The following is a 15,503-nucleotide window of genomic DNA, read 5'->3' on the forward strand; positions in this document are numbered from 1 at the left end:
GCATAGCGCAGCGCCGGCTCCCGGCGCGGGTGGCAGGTGAAGGCGAACTCGGACGGCGTCTTCCATCCGAGCTGCGAGTGTGGTCGTGCCTCGTTGTAATCGGCCCGCCAGCATCCGAGCGCGACGCGGGCCTGGGCCAACGACGTGAATAGCGTCTCGTTCAACAGTTCATCGCGCAGCCGGCCGTTGAAGCTTTCGATGAAGGCATTCTGCATGGGCTTGCCCGGCGCGATGTAGTGCCATGCCACGCGGCCCTCATGCTCCTTCAAGATCCCGATGATCTGCTCTTCCGAAAAGCGGCTGCGCTTCATGCTCTGGTCCTTGTCGTGGGCCAGAACGAACTTCAAACTGGATTAAACCCGCGGGGCAAGGTCACGGCGTTGACTGCCCCGATTTCTATACCGACAGTAGGTATCGGAATCCGGATCACGCCTTCCTTTGCGGGGACAGCGAGTACCTCGAGGCGCGAACTCTTCCGTAGAACCGGCAGCCGGTGATAAGCGGCAAGATAGATTCGCCATTCGCTCCACTGGCGGCGGGTATTTTTGTGAGTTGCGTAAGTGACAAACCGTTAGCGCGACACTTGCCGAAGTTGCTGCCGCCGATCTGCGTGAGGCTCACTACCGAGCTAGCTGTCGGCACCAACGAGCCGGGGATCTGAGGTTGATTTACATCGTTTTTACAAGTTTTAGATTTTCAGCCCGGCTAGAATTAGATACAAACACCATCGAAACTGCCAAGACCTCTTTCAGAGCGTCAAGATCAGCACTTTTCGGCTGGTCTGCTATGAGCTGACTCCTGCGTCACGCGGACTTTGGAATTCTAAACGTCTTGCAGCGACCGGTCATGGATGTCTCTTTCGGATGGATGTTCCTGCCGCCAAAAATGACAGCTTGCCTGGGGAGCTTGTAACAAACGAGCAGGGGGTCGGATCCGTCCTTCAGCCGGGGGCAAGGCGAGACAAAGACCACCTTCATTTTCAAGGGGCCGGAGGCGCACGACGCGAAGTTCTGCCTAAGGTGACAAACCTTCGGAGGCGGTATCGCTGGGAGCGATAAACGCAGCAGGTTGAAATGACGCGGTGTCACTGCATATGTGACCTAACCCTGTCGCAACGTCGTCACAACAAAAGGCGCTGTCCGAGATGTCTCGAGACGAACCCGCTGCTTTCGTCGAGCGAACCAAGCGGAAATCGACAAAGTGGAGGCGAACTTGCGTCGCGCGCAAAGGACGTGTCTCATTATCTTCGGTGAGATGGGCACTGCTTCAGATGCGATCTTCGGCTTCGGCGATCGGCACGGATTTTACGTTCACCGTGACTTCCATGCTGGCTTCATCCCCAGCATCGCCCCAATAACTGCCTGAAAGAGGGATAGCCTGAGCCGGGGTTCGAGCAACGCCGACTCTAATAAGGTCCCGATTCCCAAGGATGCCATTGGTTGGATCAAATTCGACCCAACCGGAGCCTGGGACGTAGATCGAACACCAGGCGTGCGTCGATCCGCCACCGAAGCGGGTCGGTCCATCGCGATCGGGCACATAAACGTAACCGGTGATGAAGCGGGCGGCAAAGCCGAGCGAGCGCGCGGCTTCCATCATCAGCAGCGCGAAGTCGCGGCAAGTCCCCCGTTGAAGACCTATGGTTTCCGCGGGTGTTTGGGTGCCTCGCATTGTGCGGCGTTGGTAGGAAAATCCCTCCGCGATCGCCTCGTTGAGCGTCATTAGCAACTGCCCAGTAGGGCGGTTGACGCCCGGCGCCACGAACTTCAAGAGCCATTGGTCAACAGCTGCATCACCTGGGTAATGGCGGCGGATGTACGGGTTCAGATCCGGCAGCTCGTTGCCATCATAAGCGAACGGATGCTCTCGAGCGYATTCCTCGATCCGAAAGTCTGGGGCATTCTCTGGAGTATGGTCGAGGCGGATCGTCGTTTGAAACTCTAGCACGTCTGAGAAAGTATTGAATTCGACCAGCGTGATGCAATTGCCGAAGACGTCATGTATCCAGCGAATTTCGACCGGCTCTGGATCAATCGCAAGTTTGCAGTCGAGTAGCCGTTGATCAAAACTGTCCCTTGGACGAAACAGCAGTTGGTGCTGACCGGGCCTTACGGGCTTGCCGTAGCGATAAACGGTGCTGTGATGGACAGTATAAACGGTCATCGCTTCCACTCGATACCGCAAGATAAGACGCGGTCTTGACCGTAGTTCGCAAGAAGAAAATGCGGTTGTTAAGTCCGCGCAACTGCCTTTCATTTCAGCAGGATAGGCCGATGAGTTCGAGGAACCAACACCTGCCGAGCGAGCTTGTCTGCCACGGTCAACGGTGACGGGTAGGGAGACGGCTTTGAAGATTCGCGCAGGCTATGATATCGCGTTTGAGTGCTCCCAAGACGTCCCCATGGTGTTGATGCTCAGTGTCCATCCGTCTCGCCAAGCGGATCTCCTTGGCACGCACCGAGCCCTTTTCTCGCCAAATGTCTCGGCCGAAAATTACACCGATATGTTTGGAAATATTTGTACGCGCCTTGTTGCCCCGGCCGGGCTGATCGAGATCAGCAACGAGTTCGTTATCGAGGACAGCGGTCTACCCGATGTCGTAGCTGTAGATGCTGTGCAAGCCCCGGTCCCAGACTTGCCAGACGACACCCTAGTATACTTGCTAGGCAGTCGGTATTGCGATACGCAAAAACTCTCAGATCTCGCTTGGTCCCTATTCGGCTCGATTAATGGCGGATGGCAGCGGGTTCAGGCGATCTGTGACTATACCCACGATCGCATCCAATTCGGCAGCCAATACGCGCGAAGTGATCGGGCGGCCTCCGAAGGACATGAAGAACGTATAGGCGTGTGCCGTGACTTCGCACATCTCGCGATAGCGCTGTGCCGATGCATGAACATCCCAGCCCGCTATTGCGCAGGCTATCTCGGCGATATTGGCGTCCCGCGAAATCCGGCACCGATGGATTTTAGCGCTTGGTTTGAAGCGTACATTGGCGGGAAGTGGTATACGTTCGACGCGAGGCACAACCATCCCCGGATCGGCCGCATCGTCATTGCTCGCGGAAGAGATGCAGCTGACGTCGCTATCTCAACTGCGTTTGGCCCGACGAAGCTGGTACGCTTCAACGTAGTGACTGAAGAGGTGTTGGTCTACGATGCGGTTTCGCTTCAGCCGAATGGTCATGCATCGCAGCAGCTTGCCCAACGACAATGTGCTTGAGCAATTCGAGGCCACGCCTGAGTTTGGAAACGACAAGTTCGCTAAAGCCAATCCTTTCCCGTCGCTTCACTTGAGGGTTTCTGAAACCAACTGATTGGCGTTCACCCTAGGTGTGAGACTAACCGCTGGCGGTGGTATCCTGGCTCGGTGCCGCCTGCTGCGCTGCCTGATTGCCCGACATCTCAGCCTGCTCAATCTTGTGGGCGTGGTATTGCTCGGCAGCGCCTTGATGCTTGACGTACGACTTGTTGCAGCTTCGGTTGCGGTGTCGATCGCCTTGATATCGATCGGCCTTCGCTGAGCCAACAAGAACTCAAGCTCAACCGAAAATTCGAAGTTCACCCGACGACCGTCCCGTTCGCGTCATCCTCCCGGATCCGTGGGAGGCCAGCATAAGGCAGGCCGAAACGCAGGATGCAAAGTAAAAAGCTCGCGGCTGCGAAGCTTCTAGAGCGTTTCATTGCTTAATTGAATCGGAGGGGATTCCGGTTTTTGGCGGATTGTGATTCAAGATGCTGACTGGATTGGAGGCCAGCATCGCATGACCCGACCTCTTTCCCTGGATCTTCGCGAGCGTGTGGTGGCGTCGGTTTTGGCGGGCGAGAGCTGCCGGTCTGTGGCGGAACGGTTTGGTGTTGCGGTCTCGTCGGTTGTGAAGTGGTCACAGCGGCAGCGGGCAACCGGCTCGGTTATGCCTGGCAAGATGGGCGGTCACCGCAAGCCTGTGCTTGATCCGCACCGCGCCTTCATCGTCGAGCGGGTCACTCAGACGCCACACCTGACGCTGCATGGTCTGAAGGCGGAACTGGCGGCCCGTGGCGTTAAGGTCTCACACAACGCGGTTTGGCTATTCCTGCGCCGGGAAGGGCTGCGGTTCAAAAAAAACACTGTTCGCTCTCGAACAGGCTCGCGCCGACGTCTCTCGTAGGCGTCAGCGTTGGCGATCCTGGCAGGCCGGGCTCGATCCGCGCCGGCTCGTCTTCATCGACGAGACCTGGATCAAGACCAACATGGCCCCTTTGCGGGGCTGGGGCCCCAAAGGGGCACGCCTGCGCGGCTTCGCCCCGCACGGTCACTGGCGTACCCTCACATTTCTCGGCGCGCTCCGCCATGACCAACTCACGGCACCCTGCGTCTTCGACGGCCCGATCAACGGTGAATGCTTCCGCGCTTATGTAAAGCACCTTCTCCTGCCAACCCTGCGCGAAGGCGACATCGTCATTCTCGACAATCTCGGAAGCCACAAGTCGAAAGCTGTCAGGCAGATGATCCAGGCTGCTGGCGCCAGGCTCTGGTACCTGCCGCCATACTCGCCCGACCTCAACCCGATCGAACAGGCCTTCTCCAAGATCAAACACTGGATGCGGCAAGCTCAGAAGCGCACCATCGAAGACACTTGGCGCCACATCGGTCACCTCGTCCAGGACATCCAGCCTCGCGAATGCGCCAACTACTTCGCAAGCGCCGGTTATGCTTCAGTCAAAATGTGAAACGCTCTAGGGTGCTTCCATCTTGGCCCATTGAAGCTGTGAGGAGCGATTTGTCGGCAGAGGGTTCGCGCCCTAGCGGAGCTATAAGAGTTCTGGATGGTGTGGCGATGGGATAGCGAAGGCGGGGGGCAACAATTCAGGGCACCGCCGGTGGCGGGGCAGGGATCTCGGTCTCATCGTCAGGCTTGCACGGCTGAATGGTGTAGCCGTCTTCCAGGACTGTCTTCCCATCAACAACCTCAACAAGACCGGCGTCATCGGCGTGAGTCCAAACTTCCTCCTCGGAGGAAAATTCCTTGCTGAGCTTCTGATCGTCTTCAAACAGGGCGTAGGGCATGCTCGGTCCTCTACCATGAGAACGCCGCAATGGGCAGCTTGTTCAAAGCGCAAACACGGTGGCTTAGGCTGCCGCAAACTCTGGCTGCCCGGCTGCCTTCTTCCGGCAGTCCGCTGCATATGCCTGAAGGCGCTCGATAGTCAGCGTATCGTTTACGCTCCTGGCCAATCTCTCTGCCTTGATTGCTTGGTGCAGTAAGTATTCGGCGTTACTCATGCTCTCACCTCCGGCGAGATAATTTGAAGCAAATTGCTCTGTTCCTACGTTGCTCTCATTGTCCCTAACGGTGTGTTACGCGGGTCACGCTGCCGCGCTTTCCTCCGTAGGGTGGGATCGTGCGAGAGCCACTTCAAGCTCGGTCAGGGCGTAACTGATCCATTCGCTAGGCGTCCTGTTGGCTATAGCGCCTGATTTTGCAGGGGTGTTGCGCAAATGAAAAACCCCGGCCTTTATCCGGGGTGGGCTCTACGCGCTGAAACGTTGAGCGGAGATTTAACGCCCGTGTTGCGCATCAATAGAGGATCTAGGAGCCCCGCTGGGCATATGACCTCCCGACGTCCGTGTTGATTCACAACGTACTCGAATCTTCTCACAGCATTTTAGCACTGAAAGTTCACACTCAACGCGCTTGGTTCTGCCCTGCCAGCACGGTGACCTTCGATACAGGCTCCTGAATAACGCTCTCAACCGCAACAGCAATCGTGGTCGAATACCGTTCCGTGATTGCGTGGGCGGTGAATTCACTTTGCACGTAAACGACGACGAGGCTCTCAGACATCGCGGCGCACTGGATTCCCAGGAAGTAGGCGTCGTAGTTCTTCGCGCCTAAGATGAAATTCAGTCGTGCTTGGATTGCGTAGTTCTGCGTCTCAGAAAATACGCACATCAAAACCCCCACGAAAATATCTATGAAGAAAGCGGTGAGGTGGTCAAAATGCGTGCTTACTGCAAGGAGCCAAAAAAAATGGCTTTTGCATGAGCGAAATTTAAATTGAGCAGCGGCAGCATGTGAACCGCTTGCGGTTTGGCGTGACTAACGGGATTGCTCTGAAGTCGAGGCGTGACACTGTGAAAATTCTGACCGTTTTTGCGGTAGTTGCCATGCTGCTGCTTAACGCACTCGGCCCGGATTCCAAGTCCGATGCGCCGTCGACGCCGAGCACCACGGCCTCGCTGTCGATGACGAATTGCTGCTCGCGGTCCTTTTAGCGCGGCCTCGACGATCCGAGGGAAGGGAAGCGCCTGGTCCAGTCGTAGCCGTTGCGGGTGAAGAGGCGCACGGTCTTCCCTGGCGCTCGACGCGCAGGCGATAGCCGTCATACTTGATTTCGTGGATCCAGTCGGGCCCGGCCGGCGCCATTTTGGCGGAAATAAAGAGCCGCCTTGTGGCGGCGGGGACAGTGTGCCAAGTTTTCCCGAACTTGGCTGCGTCCTCTTAGTTGGTTGGCATACAACGGCGGGATCGGTTCGATTTAGCTAATGCCTGCAAAAAAAGAGCAAGACGGCCGCCGCGTCACCTTCGAGCATCCACTGCCCGCGCACATTATGGCCATCGATGGCACTTGGCGTCGCGCCTGCATGCTTAAGGAGTTTCGGATGTCGGGGCGAAGGGATTGAACCCTCAATGTTCTTTCTTCTGCTTTCCTCCACGGGACTTGCCTATCGCCGTTGTCAGCTCGACCGAGTAAACGGCGAAGAGCTGGAGGTCAGCTTCCTCCGTTAAACCGCCAATGCAAAGAAATCTTCGGATAAAGCCTGAACCGTCATCTCCCAAAATGCCGAAATTTCCCGGCGGGTCGGGGAACTTTAAGCTTGTGTGCACCTTGTAACATTCAGTGCGCGTGTGCCCAGGGGCAACTTTGACCAAAATACTACCGATAGTCCTCGTGGTTGAAGACGAGKATGCAATCCAAAGCATCGTCGATGATACTTTGAGCCAGGGAGGATTCAAGGTGGCCATCGCCAAGACCAAGGAGAAGGCTGTGACGGTGCTCAAGGGGCGGCTCGTTGCATACCGTGCCCTTGTCATAGACACCAATCTGTTGGGGAGGTTCAGCGGGTGGGAGGTAGCGCGGGCGGTGCGCGATGTCGATCCCAATTTTCCCGTGGTCTACGTGTCGGGTGTGGCAGCCCACGAATGGCCGGCACAGCGTGTTCCCAAAAGTATAATGCTTCAGAAACCGTCCGCGCCCGCGCAGGTTACAATAGCGGTCTCTCAGCTCCTCAACGAGCGCTCGGGCGGCGGTTCAGGCACGGCTTGAGACGAGAACATGATGCAGGCATCGATCCTCCTTGTGGAAGATGAGGCGCTCATTCGGATGATGCTTGCCGAGATGGTCGAGGAGCTCGGACATAGGGTCATCGCTGAGGCGGGAAGCGTAGATGAGGGGCGATCTCTTGCAGAGATTGAGGACTATGATCTCGCGATCCTCGACATCAATTTGCACGGCGACAACGTGCTGCCAGTTGCCGAACTGGTAAGGGGCCGGGGGCTGCCCCTCATTTTCTTGAGTGGATATGGCAGCACAGGTGTGCCCGACGGATTTGAAGGAATGCCGGTTTTGGCCAAACCATGTACGCTGGATACGCTCAAGCGCATGATCGATGCTGTCCTACCGGATGGAAAGCCTGGGAAAAGGCAAGACGAGCCTCGGGGAGAATCGTAAATCCTTGCGCCTAAGGGACGGCTTGCCGCCCAAGTTGTACAGGGCACGAGGTCTGGCATGTAACCTCACGCCGGCCTCGTTCTGAACTCCTTCGTGGGCCCACAGGTAAGCGACGCGATTTGTCTAGAGGCGTCGCACGGCGTCGGCAGTTCAACCGCCGATGAGCTTGTCGAACCCGGAGCCCCGTCGATAGCGACGACAGCTCTATTTCAGGTTTTCCGCGGCCTTCGCGCAGTTGAAGGTGCCGGTAGCACCGTTTGTGAGGAGTTTCGACTGCACATCTTTGCCGCGCTTTCAGCGAGCTTCATTTCGGTAAGGATTGCGCGATTCGCTTACACGCCATTGCTGCCGGCCCTTATCGAGGCAAAATGGTTTCCGGTGCGAAACTGGTGCGGTGCCTCTGAACCCCGATTGCGTGTATTGAGACCTCGCTCACCGATCGACGCGCGGATCCCTGCTTCGTCGTGATCGGCCCGGAGTCGCAAACCCGATGACCGGCAACTATTAGCGCAGATCCGTCGAAGAGTTCCTGGCTATCACTTTGCGCGACCGACCACGCTCCTATCTCGCTCGGGTGTGGACCAGGAGGGCACGGTGGAGCCTTCCAATGTGTTCAAGCCACCCTCGCGAGCGTACTCGCCAGCCCTGGAATAAGGGAAGGATCGTCGGTCAAAAGCGACCTTGAAGCCGAAAGAGGTCTAGACGATCCCTGTCGGATTTCAAAGGAGTGACCGGTCGCAAGAAAGCGGCAGGAGATGGTATCGTTACCATGGGGCAGCGCAAATTCGAGCTTTCATCCAGACTGGCTCAAAGAAGCTGGGCCGGAGAACAAAGCGATGTTTCGAAGGCAAAAGGGCAGATCGCACGCGCATGTTGGCGTAGATTGCGACGGGCTGTCGAATGCGCAGTTGCAACGCGAGAATCCCTCAAGCCAACCTAGCTCCAAGCCACTGACCGCCAGTCACCAATTCCCGGGCAGCCTCTTCCACTACTGCCACCACGGTGGCCGCCGCTGGAGATAAGGCTGCTCCCGCCGCCTGGCACAACACAATGGTACGATGGCAGCCCCCCTCCGCGAAGGGCATCGCCCGAATACGGCCCTGGTCGGCATCCATGCGAATGCAGCCGCCTGGCAGCAGCGAGACGCCAAGCCCGGCTTGTACGCATTGCGTGATCAGGGCGATGGCGTCGACTTCGTGTTTGACGTTGAGCGGCAGGGAGCGGGCGCGAAAATGTCCTTCTGCCGTATGGCGAAGGCCATTGCCGACCGACGGAAGGATAAACTCGTGCACCGAAGCATCCAGGAAGGAAATATGGGTCTGACGGGCACTCAGGTCGGCTGAGGTCGGTCCGACAAAAAGAAGCTCCTCTTTCAGAAGTTGCTGGCAGTGCAGGCCCGATGCTGAGCGCGGTTCTGCCATTACGGCGAAATCCAACTTTCCCGCTCGGATATCGTTAACCAGCAAATGGGTGTGCTCTTGCTTCAGCTCCAGGCGAACATCGGGATAACGCGCCGTAGTGAGCTGCAACAGTGGCAAGGCGAGCACCGTCATCAAGCTGTGCGGTAGTCCGACGGTCACTACACCCGACGGTCGTTCGATCGATTTGCGTACATCGTGCCGGGCCCGGTCGAGTTGTTTAAAGACAATCTGACAGTGCTCGTAGAGCCTGGCCCCTGCTTCCGTCATAGCAACACCCTTGGCCGAGCGTTGCAAAAGCACTGCACCTAGTTCTTGTTCGAGCGACTGGATGCTCTTGGTCAAGGCAGGCTGGGCTACGTGAAGACTCGCAGCCGCTTTGCTGATGCTTTTGGCCTCGACGACGTCGACAAAATATCGAAGCTTGCGAAGGTCCATGGCTACACGCTTTAGTTGTTTAAGGCCATTCCTTGCAGGAATGCCCCTCTAACAACATTATATTTGCCGAACAAGCAATCTAAGGATGGAATGACGCGGCTTTCCGGAAAAGCCAACGCGAAAACGGGGGCTCGCTGGACGGCGAGGTATAACCCGCTCTCATAGGTAGGTCGTGGCGATGTCTGCTACCCGTTCCCCGTCGATGCGAAGCAAGCTCTTCGTACCGGGTTCCCGTCCCGAGTTGTTCGACAAAGCGTGGCAATCGGCCGCCGATGCAATCTCGTTTGATCTCGAAGATGCCGTGGCGGAAGACCGCAAGATCGAAGCGCGCGACTACGTCGCGAGGGCGCTTGAACGTCGCACAACGTCGGGAAAGGTCGTGATTGTCCGCATCAATCCCTGGGGCGAGCCTTTCTTTGCCGACGATCTTGAGGCGGTCGTGCGACCCGGCCTCGACATCGTCAATCTTCCGAAGGTCGAAAGTGCCGAAACGATCCTGGAGACGGCGGGCCTCCTCGATCGGCTCGAGCGCGAAAACGGTATCGGCCGCCGCGTTGGCATTCTCGCCAATATCGAAACCGCCCGAGGCCTTCGTGTGGCGGCCGAGATCTCGTTGTCCCATGAGCGGGTTATCGGCTTGCAGCTGGGCTTCGGCGATCTGTTCGAACCACTTGGAGTCGAGCGTAGTCCGCTTGCGCTGGCGCCGGTGCGGCTGGCTGTCCGGCTTGCCGCTGCCGAAGCCGGTATCGACGCCTTTGACGGAGCATTCGTCGGCGTGGCGGATGGCGAAGCGTTCCGTATGGATGCTGAAGCCGGCCGCGCGTTAGGTCTTGCGGGAAAGAGTTGTATCCATCCCAGTCAGATCGACATCGCCAACGCGGTATTCTTTCCGCGCCCCGCGGAAATCGAAAATGCGCGGCGCATCGTCGCCAAAGCCGAAGAGATGCTCGCGCGCGGGGTCGGGGCGTTCATGGTCGATGGCGTCATGGCCGATGGACCATTTATCGACCGGGCCCACGCAGTGCTGAGAATCGTCGAAGGGGCGGCCCACCATGCCTGAAACGATGAAAACCGAACGCGCCATGCCTGCAGCCGCGGGCCCTCTGAAGGGTTTGCGCGTCATTGATTGCGCGACGCTGTTCGCGGGGCCGATCATCTCGACGCTCATGGGCGATTTCGGGGCCGACGTCATCAAGATCGAGCACCCGAGCGGCGATCCGTTACGGAACATGGGCGCCAAAAAAGAAGGGCACGGCCTCTGGTGGAAGACCACTGGGCGCAACAAGCGTTGCATCGCGCTCGATTTGAAGACCGCCGCGGACGCCGAGATCTTCAAGGCGATGATCGTCGACGCAGATATTCTCGTGGAGAATTTCCGAACCGGAACGCTGGAAGGTTGGGGGCTTGGCTGGGACGTGCTCTCAAAGATCAATCCCCGGCTTGTGATGGTGCGGGTGACCGGCTTCGGCCAGACCGGGCCGTATAGCCGACGCGCTGGCTTTGGCACGCTGGCGGAGGCGATGTCCGGCTTCGCCCATATAACCGGCCAGCCCGATGGCCCGCCGACTTTGCCGCCATTTGGGCTCGCCGACGGCATTGCGGCCTATTACGGCTGCTTTGCGGCGATGTTCGCGATTTACGAACGTGACATCGGCGGCAGCGGCAAGGGCCAGTATATTGATCTTGCCATTTACGAACCAATCTTTGCCTTGCTGGGACCGCAACCGATCATCTTCGACCAGCTCGGTGTGATCCAGAACCGCACTGGAAATCGTTCGGTCAACAATGCGCCGCGCAATGCCTATCGTACGCGTGAGGGGCGCTGGGTGGCGCTTTCGGCGGCGACACCCAGTATCGTCAAGCGTGTGCTCGACCTGACGGGGGGCCCGGGTACGGCGGATGATCCGCGCTTCCAGACCAACCTCGACCGCATCAAGCATGTCGAGGAGATAGATCGGATCGTCGGTGGCTGGATCGCCAAACATGATCTGCCCCAAGTCCTCGAGACCTTTGAGCGTGTCGAGGCCGCGATTGCGCCAATCTATGATGTTGAGCAAATCTTCGGCGATCAGCAATATATCGCGCGAAACTCGGTGGTCTCGGTACCGGACGAGGATCTCGGCCCGGTGCGGATGCAGAACGTCTTCCCGGTGATGTCGCGCACGCCCGGCGCTATCCGTCGCACCGGCGCACGGATCGACCAGGATCGCGACGAGATCATTGATGAGTTGCGGGCCGCAGGCCGGCTCCCTGCACAGGGAGAGGACAGAGCATGACAGGCGTCTGGCGGCCAAGTTCCGAACATCCGCGTGATTTCGTAGGTTACGGCCGAAAACGCCCCGATCCGCGCTGGCCTGGCAACGCCCGGATCGCCGTGAATTTTGCGATCAACTATGAAGAAGGGTCGGAATACAGCGTTCCCGACGGCAGCGGTCGTACCGAGCTTGGCCTTGCCGAGGCCCCGGGCGGGCGGGTGCCGGCCGGACAGCGCGACCTCGCGTTCGAGACCATGTACGAATATGGCAGCCGGGTCGGAATCTGGCGGCTGTTCGATCTATTCCAGGAACGGCAGTTGCCCGCAACGGTGTTTGGCTGTGCTGTCGCGCTGGAACGCAATCCACAGGTAGCGGAGGCCATCGCTGCTTCGAATTTCGATGTCTGTTGTCATGGCTGGCGCTGGGAAGAGCATTTCCGCTTGAGCGAAGAGGAAGAGCGAGAGCGCATCGCGCGCGCGGTTGCGTCTATCGAGCGCACGACCGGCAAGCGGCCGCTCGGCTGGTATTGCCGTTTCGGGCCGAGCGAGAATACGCGCCGCCTTATCGTCGAGGAGGGCGGCTTCCGCTACGATTCGGACGCTTACAATGACGAGCTGCCTTATTGGGTCGAGGTCGAGCGCAAGAACCATCTTGTCGTGCCCTACACGATGGATGCCAATGACGGAAAGTTCGCGGCTCCCTCCGGCTTTTCGGCGCCCGACGATTTTGAGGGCTATCTGAAGTCGACTTTCGACCAGCTTTACAGGGAAGGCACCGAGAAGCCCGGGCTGATGTCAATCGGCCTTCATCCGCGCATCACGGGACGGCCGGCAAGGGCACGGGCTCTGGCGAACGTCCTCGACCACATCCTCAAGCATGACCGCGTTTGGGTCTGCAGGCGCCTTGATGTCGCCGAGCATTGGCACGCCCACCACGCACCCTCCGAGGATGACCGATGAACAACACAACCGGCACGCAGATCTGGGATAGCTATTTGGGTGAGGCCGACCGCGCCGTATTGGCGAGAGGGCGGTTTGCACAGCGGATGGGTTTCGGCGTGAGGCCCGCGATCGTAGTCATCGATGCGCAACGCTACATGGTCGGCGAGCGCGGCATTCGCGACGAGCGCTATCCCTCGTCCTGCGGTGAAATAGGATGGGCGGCGGTCGATCGGATCGCGACCATCCTGGATGCCGGACGAGCGGCGGGCGTTCCGGTGTTCCTGACCCGCTTCGCCCTCGACGCCAGCGGCAATGATATTGGTGTCTATGGTCGCAAGCGCGCCTTCATGAAGGAGCGCGATGACTGGTGCATCGACGGAACGATGGGCGCTGAATTGCTGCCCGAGGTCGGACCCAAGCCAGGGGATATCGTCTTCGTGAAGAAGAAGCCGAGTGGTTTCCACGGGACGCCACTGCTCGGTTATCTGGTCGAACGCAATATCGACACCGTGATCGTGCTCGGCGGTGCAACCAGCAATTGCGTGCGCGCTACCGTCTTCGACGCCGCTTCCTACAATTACCGCGCGATCGTTCCGGCCGACGCGGTGTTCGACCGGTTGCCGATCTCGCACGCGATCAGCCTCTTCGACATGGATCGGCAATTCGCCGACGTGACGGATGCGGCCACCGTCATCGCCAGCCTGCAGAAACACAGCAAGGGGGATAGACAATGAAACGTCTCGTATTGGCGGCTCTCGTGTTCGCCGCATCGACCGTGTCCGCGGGCGCGCAAGAGACGTGGCGCATCGGGGCGCTCTACCCCCTGACAGGCGGCCTGGCGCTGCTCGGTAATGAAAATCTCAATGGCGCGCGTATCGCTGTTGACATGATCAACGAGAAAGGCGGCATCGCCAGCAAGAAAGTCGAACTCGTCCAGGGCGATGCGTCGACCCCGGACAAGGCGCAGTCGGAGGCCGAGCGCCTGTCCTCGCTCGAGAATCTGCAGATCATAACCGGTACTTATTCGAGCGGGCTGTCTTACGCAGCAAGCCAGGTGGTGGAACGCCGCGGCGGATTGTATTGGGAGACCGGCGGCATCGCCGACGGTTTGACCAAGCGCGGTTTCAACGGCTATTTCCGCCTCGTGTTCACGGCGAGCTCGAACGGGCAGCTTGCCGCCAGTCTCGCCGCGAGCGCCATTGCGCCGCGTCTTGGCAAGAAGCCTGCCGATCTCACGGTGCTCATCGTTCACGAAGATTCGGATTACGGTACCTCTGTTGCAACCGCGGCCGAGACAAAGGCCAAGGACCTCGGCTTCAAGGTCGCGGGGCGTCTGCCATATAAAGCCACGACCACTGATCTCGCCCCGCTCGTGCTGCGCATGAAGGCGAGCGGCGCTGACATCGTCATCGCTTCGTCCTATGCCAATGACGCGCTGCTGATCCAGCGCCAGATGAAGCAGCTCGGCGTCAATGTCGGGGCTTTCATCGGTACCGGCGGCATTTACGGTCTGGCGAGCTTCGGTGAAGGATTGGGGAGCGCCGTTAATGGAATCTTCGACACCGAGGGGTCGGCGGGGATCAATCCGGCGGCGCTCTCAGAGGAGGCGCGAACGCTGCTCGCCGAGTTTCAGAAGCGCTTCCAGGCTAGTCAGGGCAAGGCGCCATCCTACGTCGGAACCCAGGGCTTTGTCGGTACCTACATTTTGCTCGACAAGGTGCTGCGCACGGCAGGCGTGACGGATCCGGCCAAGCTGAAGGAGGCAGCGCTTGCGCTCGACATTCCCGCCGGCGGCACCTCGCTCGGCTGGGGCGTCAAGTTCGCCAAGCCGGGTAGCGAGATGCAGGGGCAGAACGAGCGTTCCTTCCCGGTCGCGCAGCAGTGGCAGGATGGAAAACTCGTCGTGGTGGCGCCGGATAACCTCAAGACCGGCGATCCGGTGTTGGTGCCGCTCCAGACTTGGGACAAGCGTTGATCTGGCCGCGGTGGCTGGCAATGCCAGTCATCGCCCATAGCCGGGATACAAGATGCTGGACATCCTTCCTCAATTGCTGGTCTCGGGCCTGCTCATCGGCGGTGTCTACGGATTGCTGTCGATCGGCCTGACATTGATCTTTGGTGTCTTGCGGATCGTCAATTTCGCGCAAGGCGAGTTCATCATGCTCGCCATGTTCGGCRCCTTCTGGCTCAATACGCTGTGGGGAATCGACCCCTATGTATCTATCCTTATCGTCACACCGGTTCTGTTCGGGCTTGGCTTGCTTGCCGAACGCGTGGTGATCAAGCCGATCCTGCACGCGCCACATGCGATGCAAATATTCGCGACCTTTGGCCTGTCGGTGGTACTTCAGAACGTTGCCCTTACCTTCTGGGGCCCTGACTACCGTTCGGTTCAGACGGCCTATTCCTCGCAATCCCTTATCGTCGGGAATGTCGCCATCTCCGTGAGCTCACTTTACGCCTTCATCGTCGCGTTTTTGATGGCGGGAGCGTTGATCGCGTTTCTGCAATTGTCGCGCGACGGCAAGGCACTGCGGGCCATGGTGCAAAACCGGTATGCCGCTTCGCTGATGGGGGTGAACACGCAGCGGCTGAACCGGCTGGCGTTCGGCGCCGGCGTTGCCTGTGCGGCGGTGGCTGGCTGCATCCTGACGCCGATGTTCTACACGTTTCCAACCGCAGGGGTCGATCTGATCATCACTGCCTTTGTCGTAGTCGTTCTCGGAGGGCTTGGC

General features: G+C 58.8%; 14 protein-coding genes and 2 pseudogenes. 11 read left to right on the forward strand and 5 right to left on the reverse strand.

The features are described from left to right. Together AB4Z51_RS40640 and AB4Z51_RS40645 are read right to left on the reverse strand one after the other, a co-directional pair. Nucleotides 1-251: pseudogene (locus tag AB4Z51_RS40640) on the reverse strand (integrase core domain-containing protein); the annotation flags it as partial. Between the two features lie 1,015 nt (nucleotides 252-1,266). Next, nucleotides 1,267-2,163: a transglutaminase family protein gene (locus AB4Z51_RS40645; protein ID WP_441499383.1), complete on the reverse strand. Its 897-nt coding sequence runs from the start codon at nucleotides 2,161-2,163 to the stop codon at nucleotides 1,267-1,269. A gap of 184 nt (nucleotides 2,164-2,347) precedes the next feature. Here AB4Z51_RS40645 and AB4Z51_RS40650 point away from each other — a divergent pair, with 184 nt between their 5' ends. Together AB4Z51_RS40650 and AB4Z51_RS40655 are read left to right on the forward strand one after the other, a co-directional pair. After that, complete coding sequence (locus AB4Z51_RS40650; RefSeq protein ID WP_441499384.1) at nucleotides 2,348-3,223, forward strand: transglutaminase-like domain-containing protein; 876 nt, start codon at nucleotides 2,348-2,350, stop codon at nucleotides 3,221-3,223. A 541-nt stretch (nucleotides 3,224-3,764) separates the two neighbouring features. After that, nucleotides 3,765-4,713 (forward strand): IS630 family transposase gene (locus AB4Z51_RS40655; RefSeq protein WP_441499385.1). Its coding sequence is split into 2 segments (ribosomal slippage): nucleotides 3,765-4,100 and nucleotides 4,102-4,713, totalling 948 coding nucleotides; the frame shifts between segments, so codons are not numbered across the junction. 136 nt (nucleotides 4,714-4,849) lie between these two features. Here the strand turns inward: AB4Z51_RS40655 and AB4Z51_RS40660 are convergent. Together AB4Z51_RS40660 and AB4Z51_RS40665 are read right to left on the reverse strand one after the other, a co-directional pair. Beyond that, nucleotides 4,850-5,050, reverse strand: coding sequence for a hypothetical protein (locus AB4Z51_RS40660; RefSeq protein ID WP_049826497.1), 201 nt, complete (start codon nucleotides 5,048-5,050; stop codon nucleotides 4,850-4,852). Nucleotides 5,051-5,669: 619 nt separating this feature from the next. After that, complete coding sequence (locus AB4Z51_RS40665) at nucleotides 5,670-5,948, reverse strand: DnaA N-terminal domain-containing protein (RefSeq protein ID WP_441499386.1); 279 nt, start codon at nucleotides 5,946-5,948, stop codon at nucleotides 5,670-5,672. Between the two features lie 581 nt (nucleotides 5,949-6,529). Here AB4Z51_RS40665 and AB4Z51_RS40670 point away from each other — a divergent pair. The 3 genes and pseudogenes from AB4Z51_RS40670 to AB4Z51_RS40680 all read left to right on the forward strand — a co-directional run bounded on the left by AB4Z51_RS40670 (nucleotide 6,530) and on the right by AB4Z51_RS40680 (nucleotide 7,716). Continuing rightward, a pseudogene (locus tag AB4Z51_RS40670) lies at nucleotides 6,530-6,773 on the forward strand (PilZ domain-containing protein). Nucleotides 6,774-6,936: 163 nt separating this feature from the next. Continuing rightward, nucleotides 6,937-7,311 (forward strand): response regulator, encoded by a 375-nt coding sequence (locus AB4Z51_RS40675; RefSeq protein ID WP_441499387.1) that lies wholly within the window; start codon nucleotides 6,937-6,939, stop codon nucleotides 7,309-7,311. Between the two features lie 9 nt (nucleotides 7,312-7,320). Further along, nucleotides 7,321-7,716, forward strand: a complete 396-nt coding sequence (locus AB4Z51_RS40680; RefSeq protein ID WP_049826499.1) for a response regulator — start codon at nucleotides 7,321-7,323, stop codon at nucleotides 7,714-7,716. A 926-nt stretch (nucleotides 7,717-8,642) separates the two neighbouring features. On the opposite strand, the gene AB4Z51_RS40685 is transcribed toward AB4Z51_RS40680, so the two are convergent. Beyond that, nucleotides 8,643-9,572 carry a LysR family transcriptional regulator gene (locus tag AB4Z51_RS40685; protein ID WP_071909849.1) on the reverse strand — a complete coding sequence of 310 codons (930 nt, stop codon included), beginning with the start codon at nucleotides 9,570-9,572 and terminating at the stop codon, nucleotides 8,643-8,645. 178 nt (nucleotides 9,573-9,750) lie between these two features. Between AB4Z51_RS40685 and AB4Z51_RS40690 the strand changes: the two genes are divergently transcribed. The 6 genes from AB4Z51_RS40690 to AB4Z51_RS40715 form a co-directional block, all read left to right on the forward strand. Continuing rightward, nucleotides 9,751-10,632 (forward strand): HpcH/HpaI aldolase/citrate lyase family protein, encoded by an 882-nt coding sequence (locus AB4Z51_RS40690; RefSeq protein ID WP_441499388.1) that lies wholly within the window; start codon nucleotides 9,751-9,753, stop codon nucleotides 10,630-10,632. Then, on the forward strand, nucleotides 10,625-11,848 hold the full coding sequence (locus AB4Z51_RS40695) for a CaiB/BaiF CoA transferase family protein (RefSeq protein ID WP_085400549.1): 1,224 nt from the start codon (nucleotides 10,625-10,627) through the stop codon (nucleotides 11,846-11,848). The genes AB4Z51_RS40690 and AB4Z51_RS40695 overlap by 8 nt, the downstream gene beginning before the upstream one ends. Then, on the forward strand, nucleotides 11,845-12,786 hold the full coding sequence (locus AB4Z51_RS40700; RefSeq protein WP_441499389.1) for an allantoinase PuuE: 942 nt from the start codon (nucleotides 11,845-11,847) through the stop codon (nucleotides 12,784-12,786). The genes AB4Z51_RS40695 and AB4Z51_RS40700 overlap by 4 nt, the downstream gene beginning before the upstream one ends. 35 nt (nucleotides 12,787-12,821) lie before the next feature. Further along, complete coding sequence (locus AB4Z51_RS40705; protein WP_441499390.1) at nucleotides 12,822-13,502, forward strand: cysteine hydrolase family protein; 681 nt, start codon at nucleotides 12,822-12,824, stop codon at nucleotides 13,500-13,502. After that, on the forward strand, nucleotides 13,499-14,743 hold the full coding sequence (locus AB4Z51_RS40710; RefSeq protein WP_071909853.1) for an ABC transporter substrate-binding protein: 1,245 nt from the start codon (nucleotides 13,499-13,501) through the stop codon (nucleotides 14,741-14,743). The genes AB4Z51_RS40705 and AB4Z51_RS40710 overlap by 4 nt, the downstream gene beginning before the upstream one ends. Before the next feature lie 52 nt (nucleotides 14,744-14,795). Next, nucleotides 14,796-15,503, forward strand: a 708-nt coding sequence (locus tag AB4Z51_RS40715) for a branched-chain amino acid ABC transporter permease (protein ID WP_441499391.1), incomplete at its 3' end; no start/stop codon positions are given.

The sequence above is a fragment of the Bradyrhizobium sp. 2TAF36 genome, from assembly GCF_052114925.1.
Lineage (GTDB): Bacteria > Pseudomonadota > Alphaproteobacteria > Rhizobiales > Xanthobacteraceae > Bradyrhizobium > Bradyrhizobium barranii.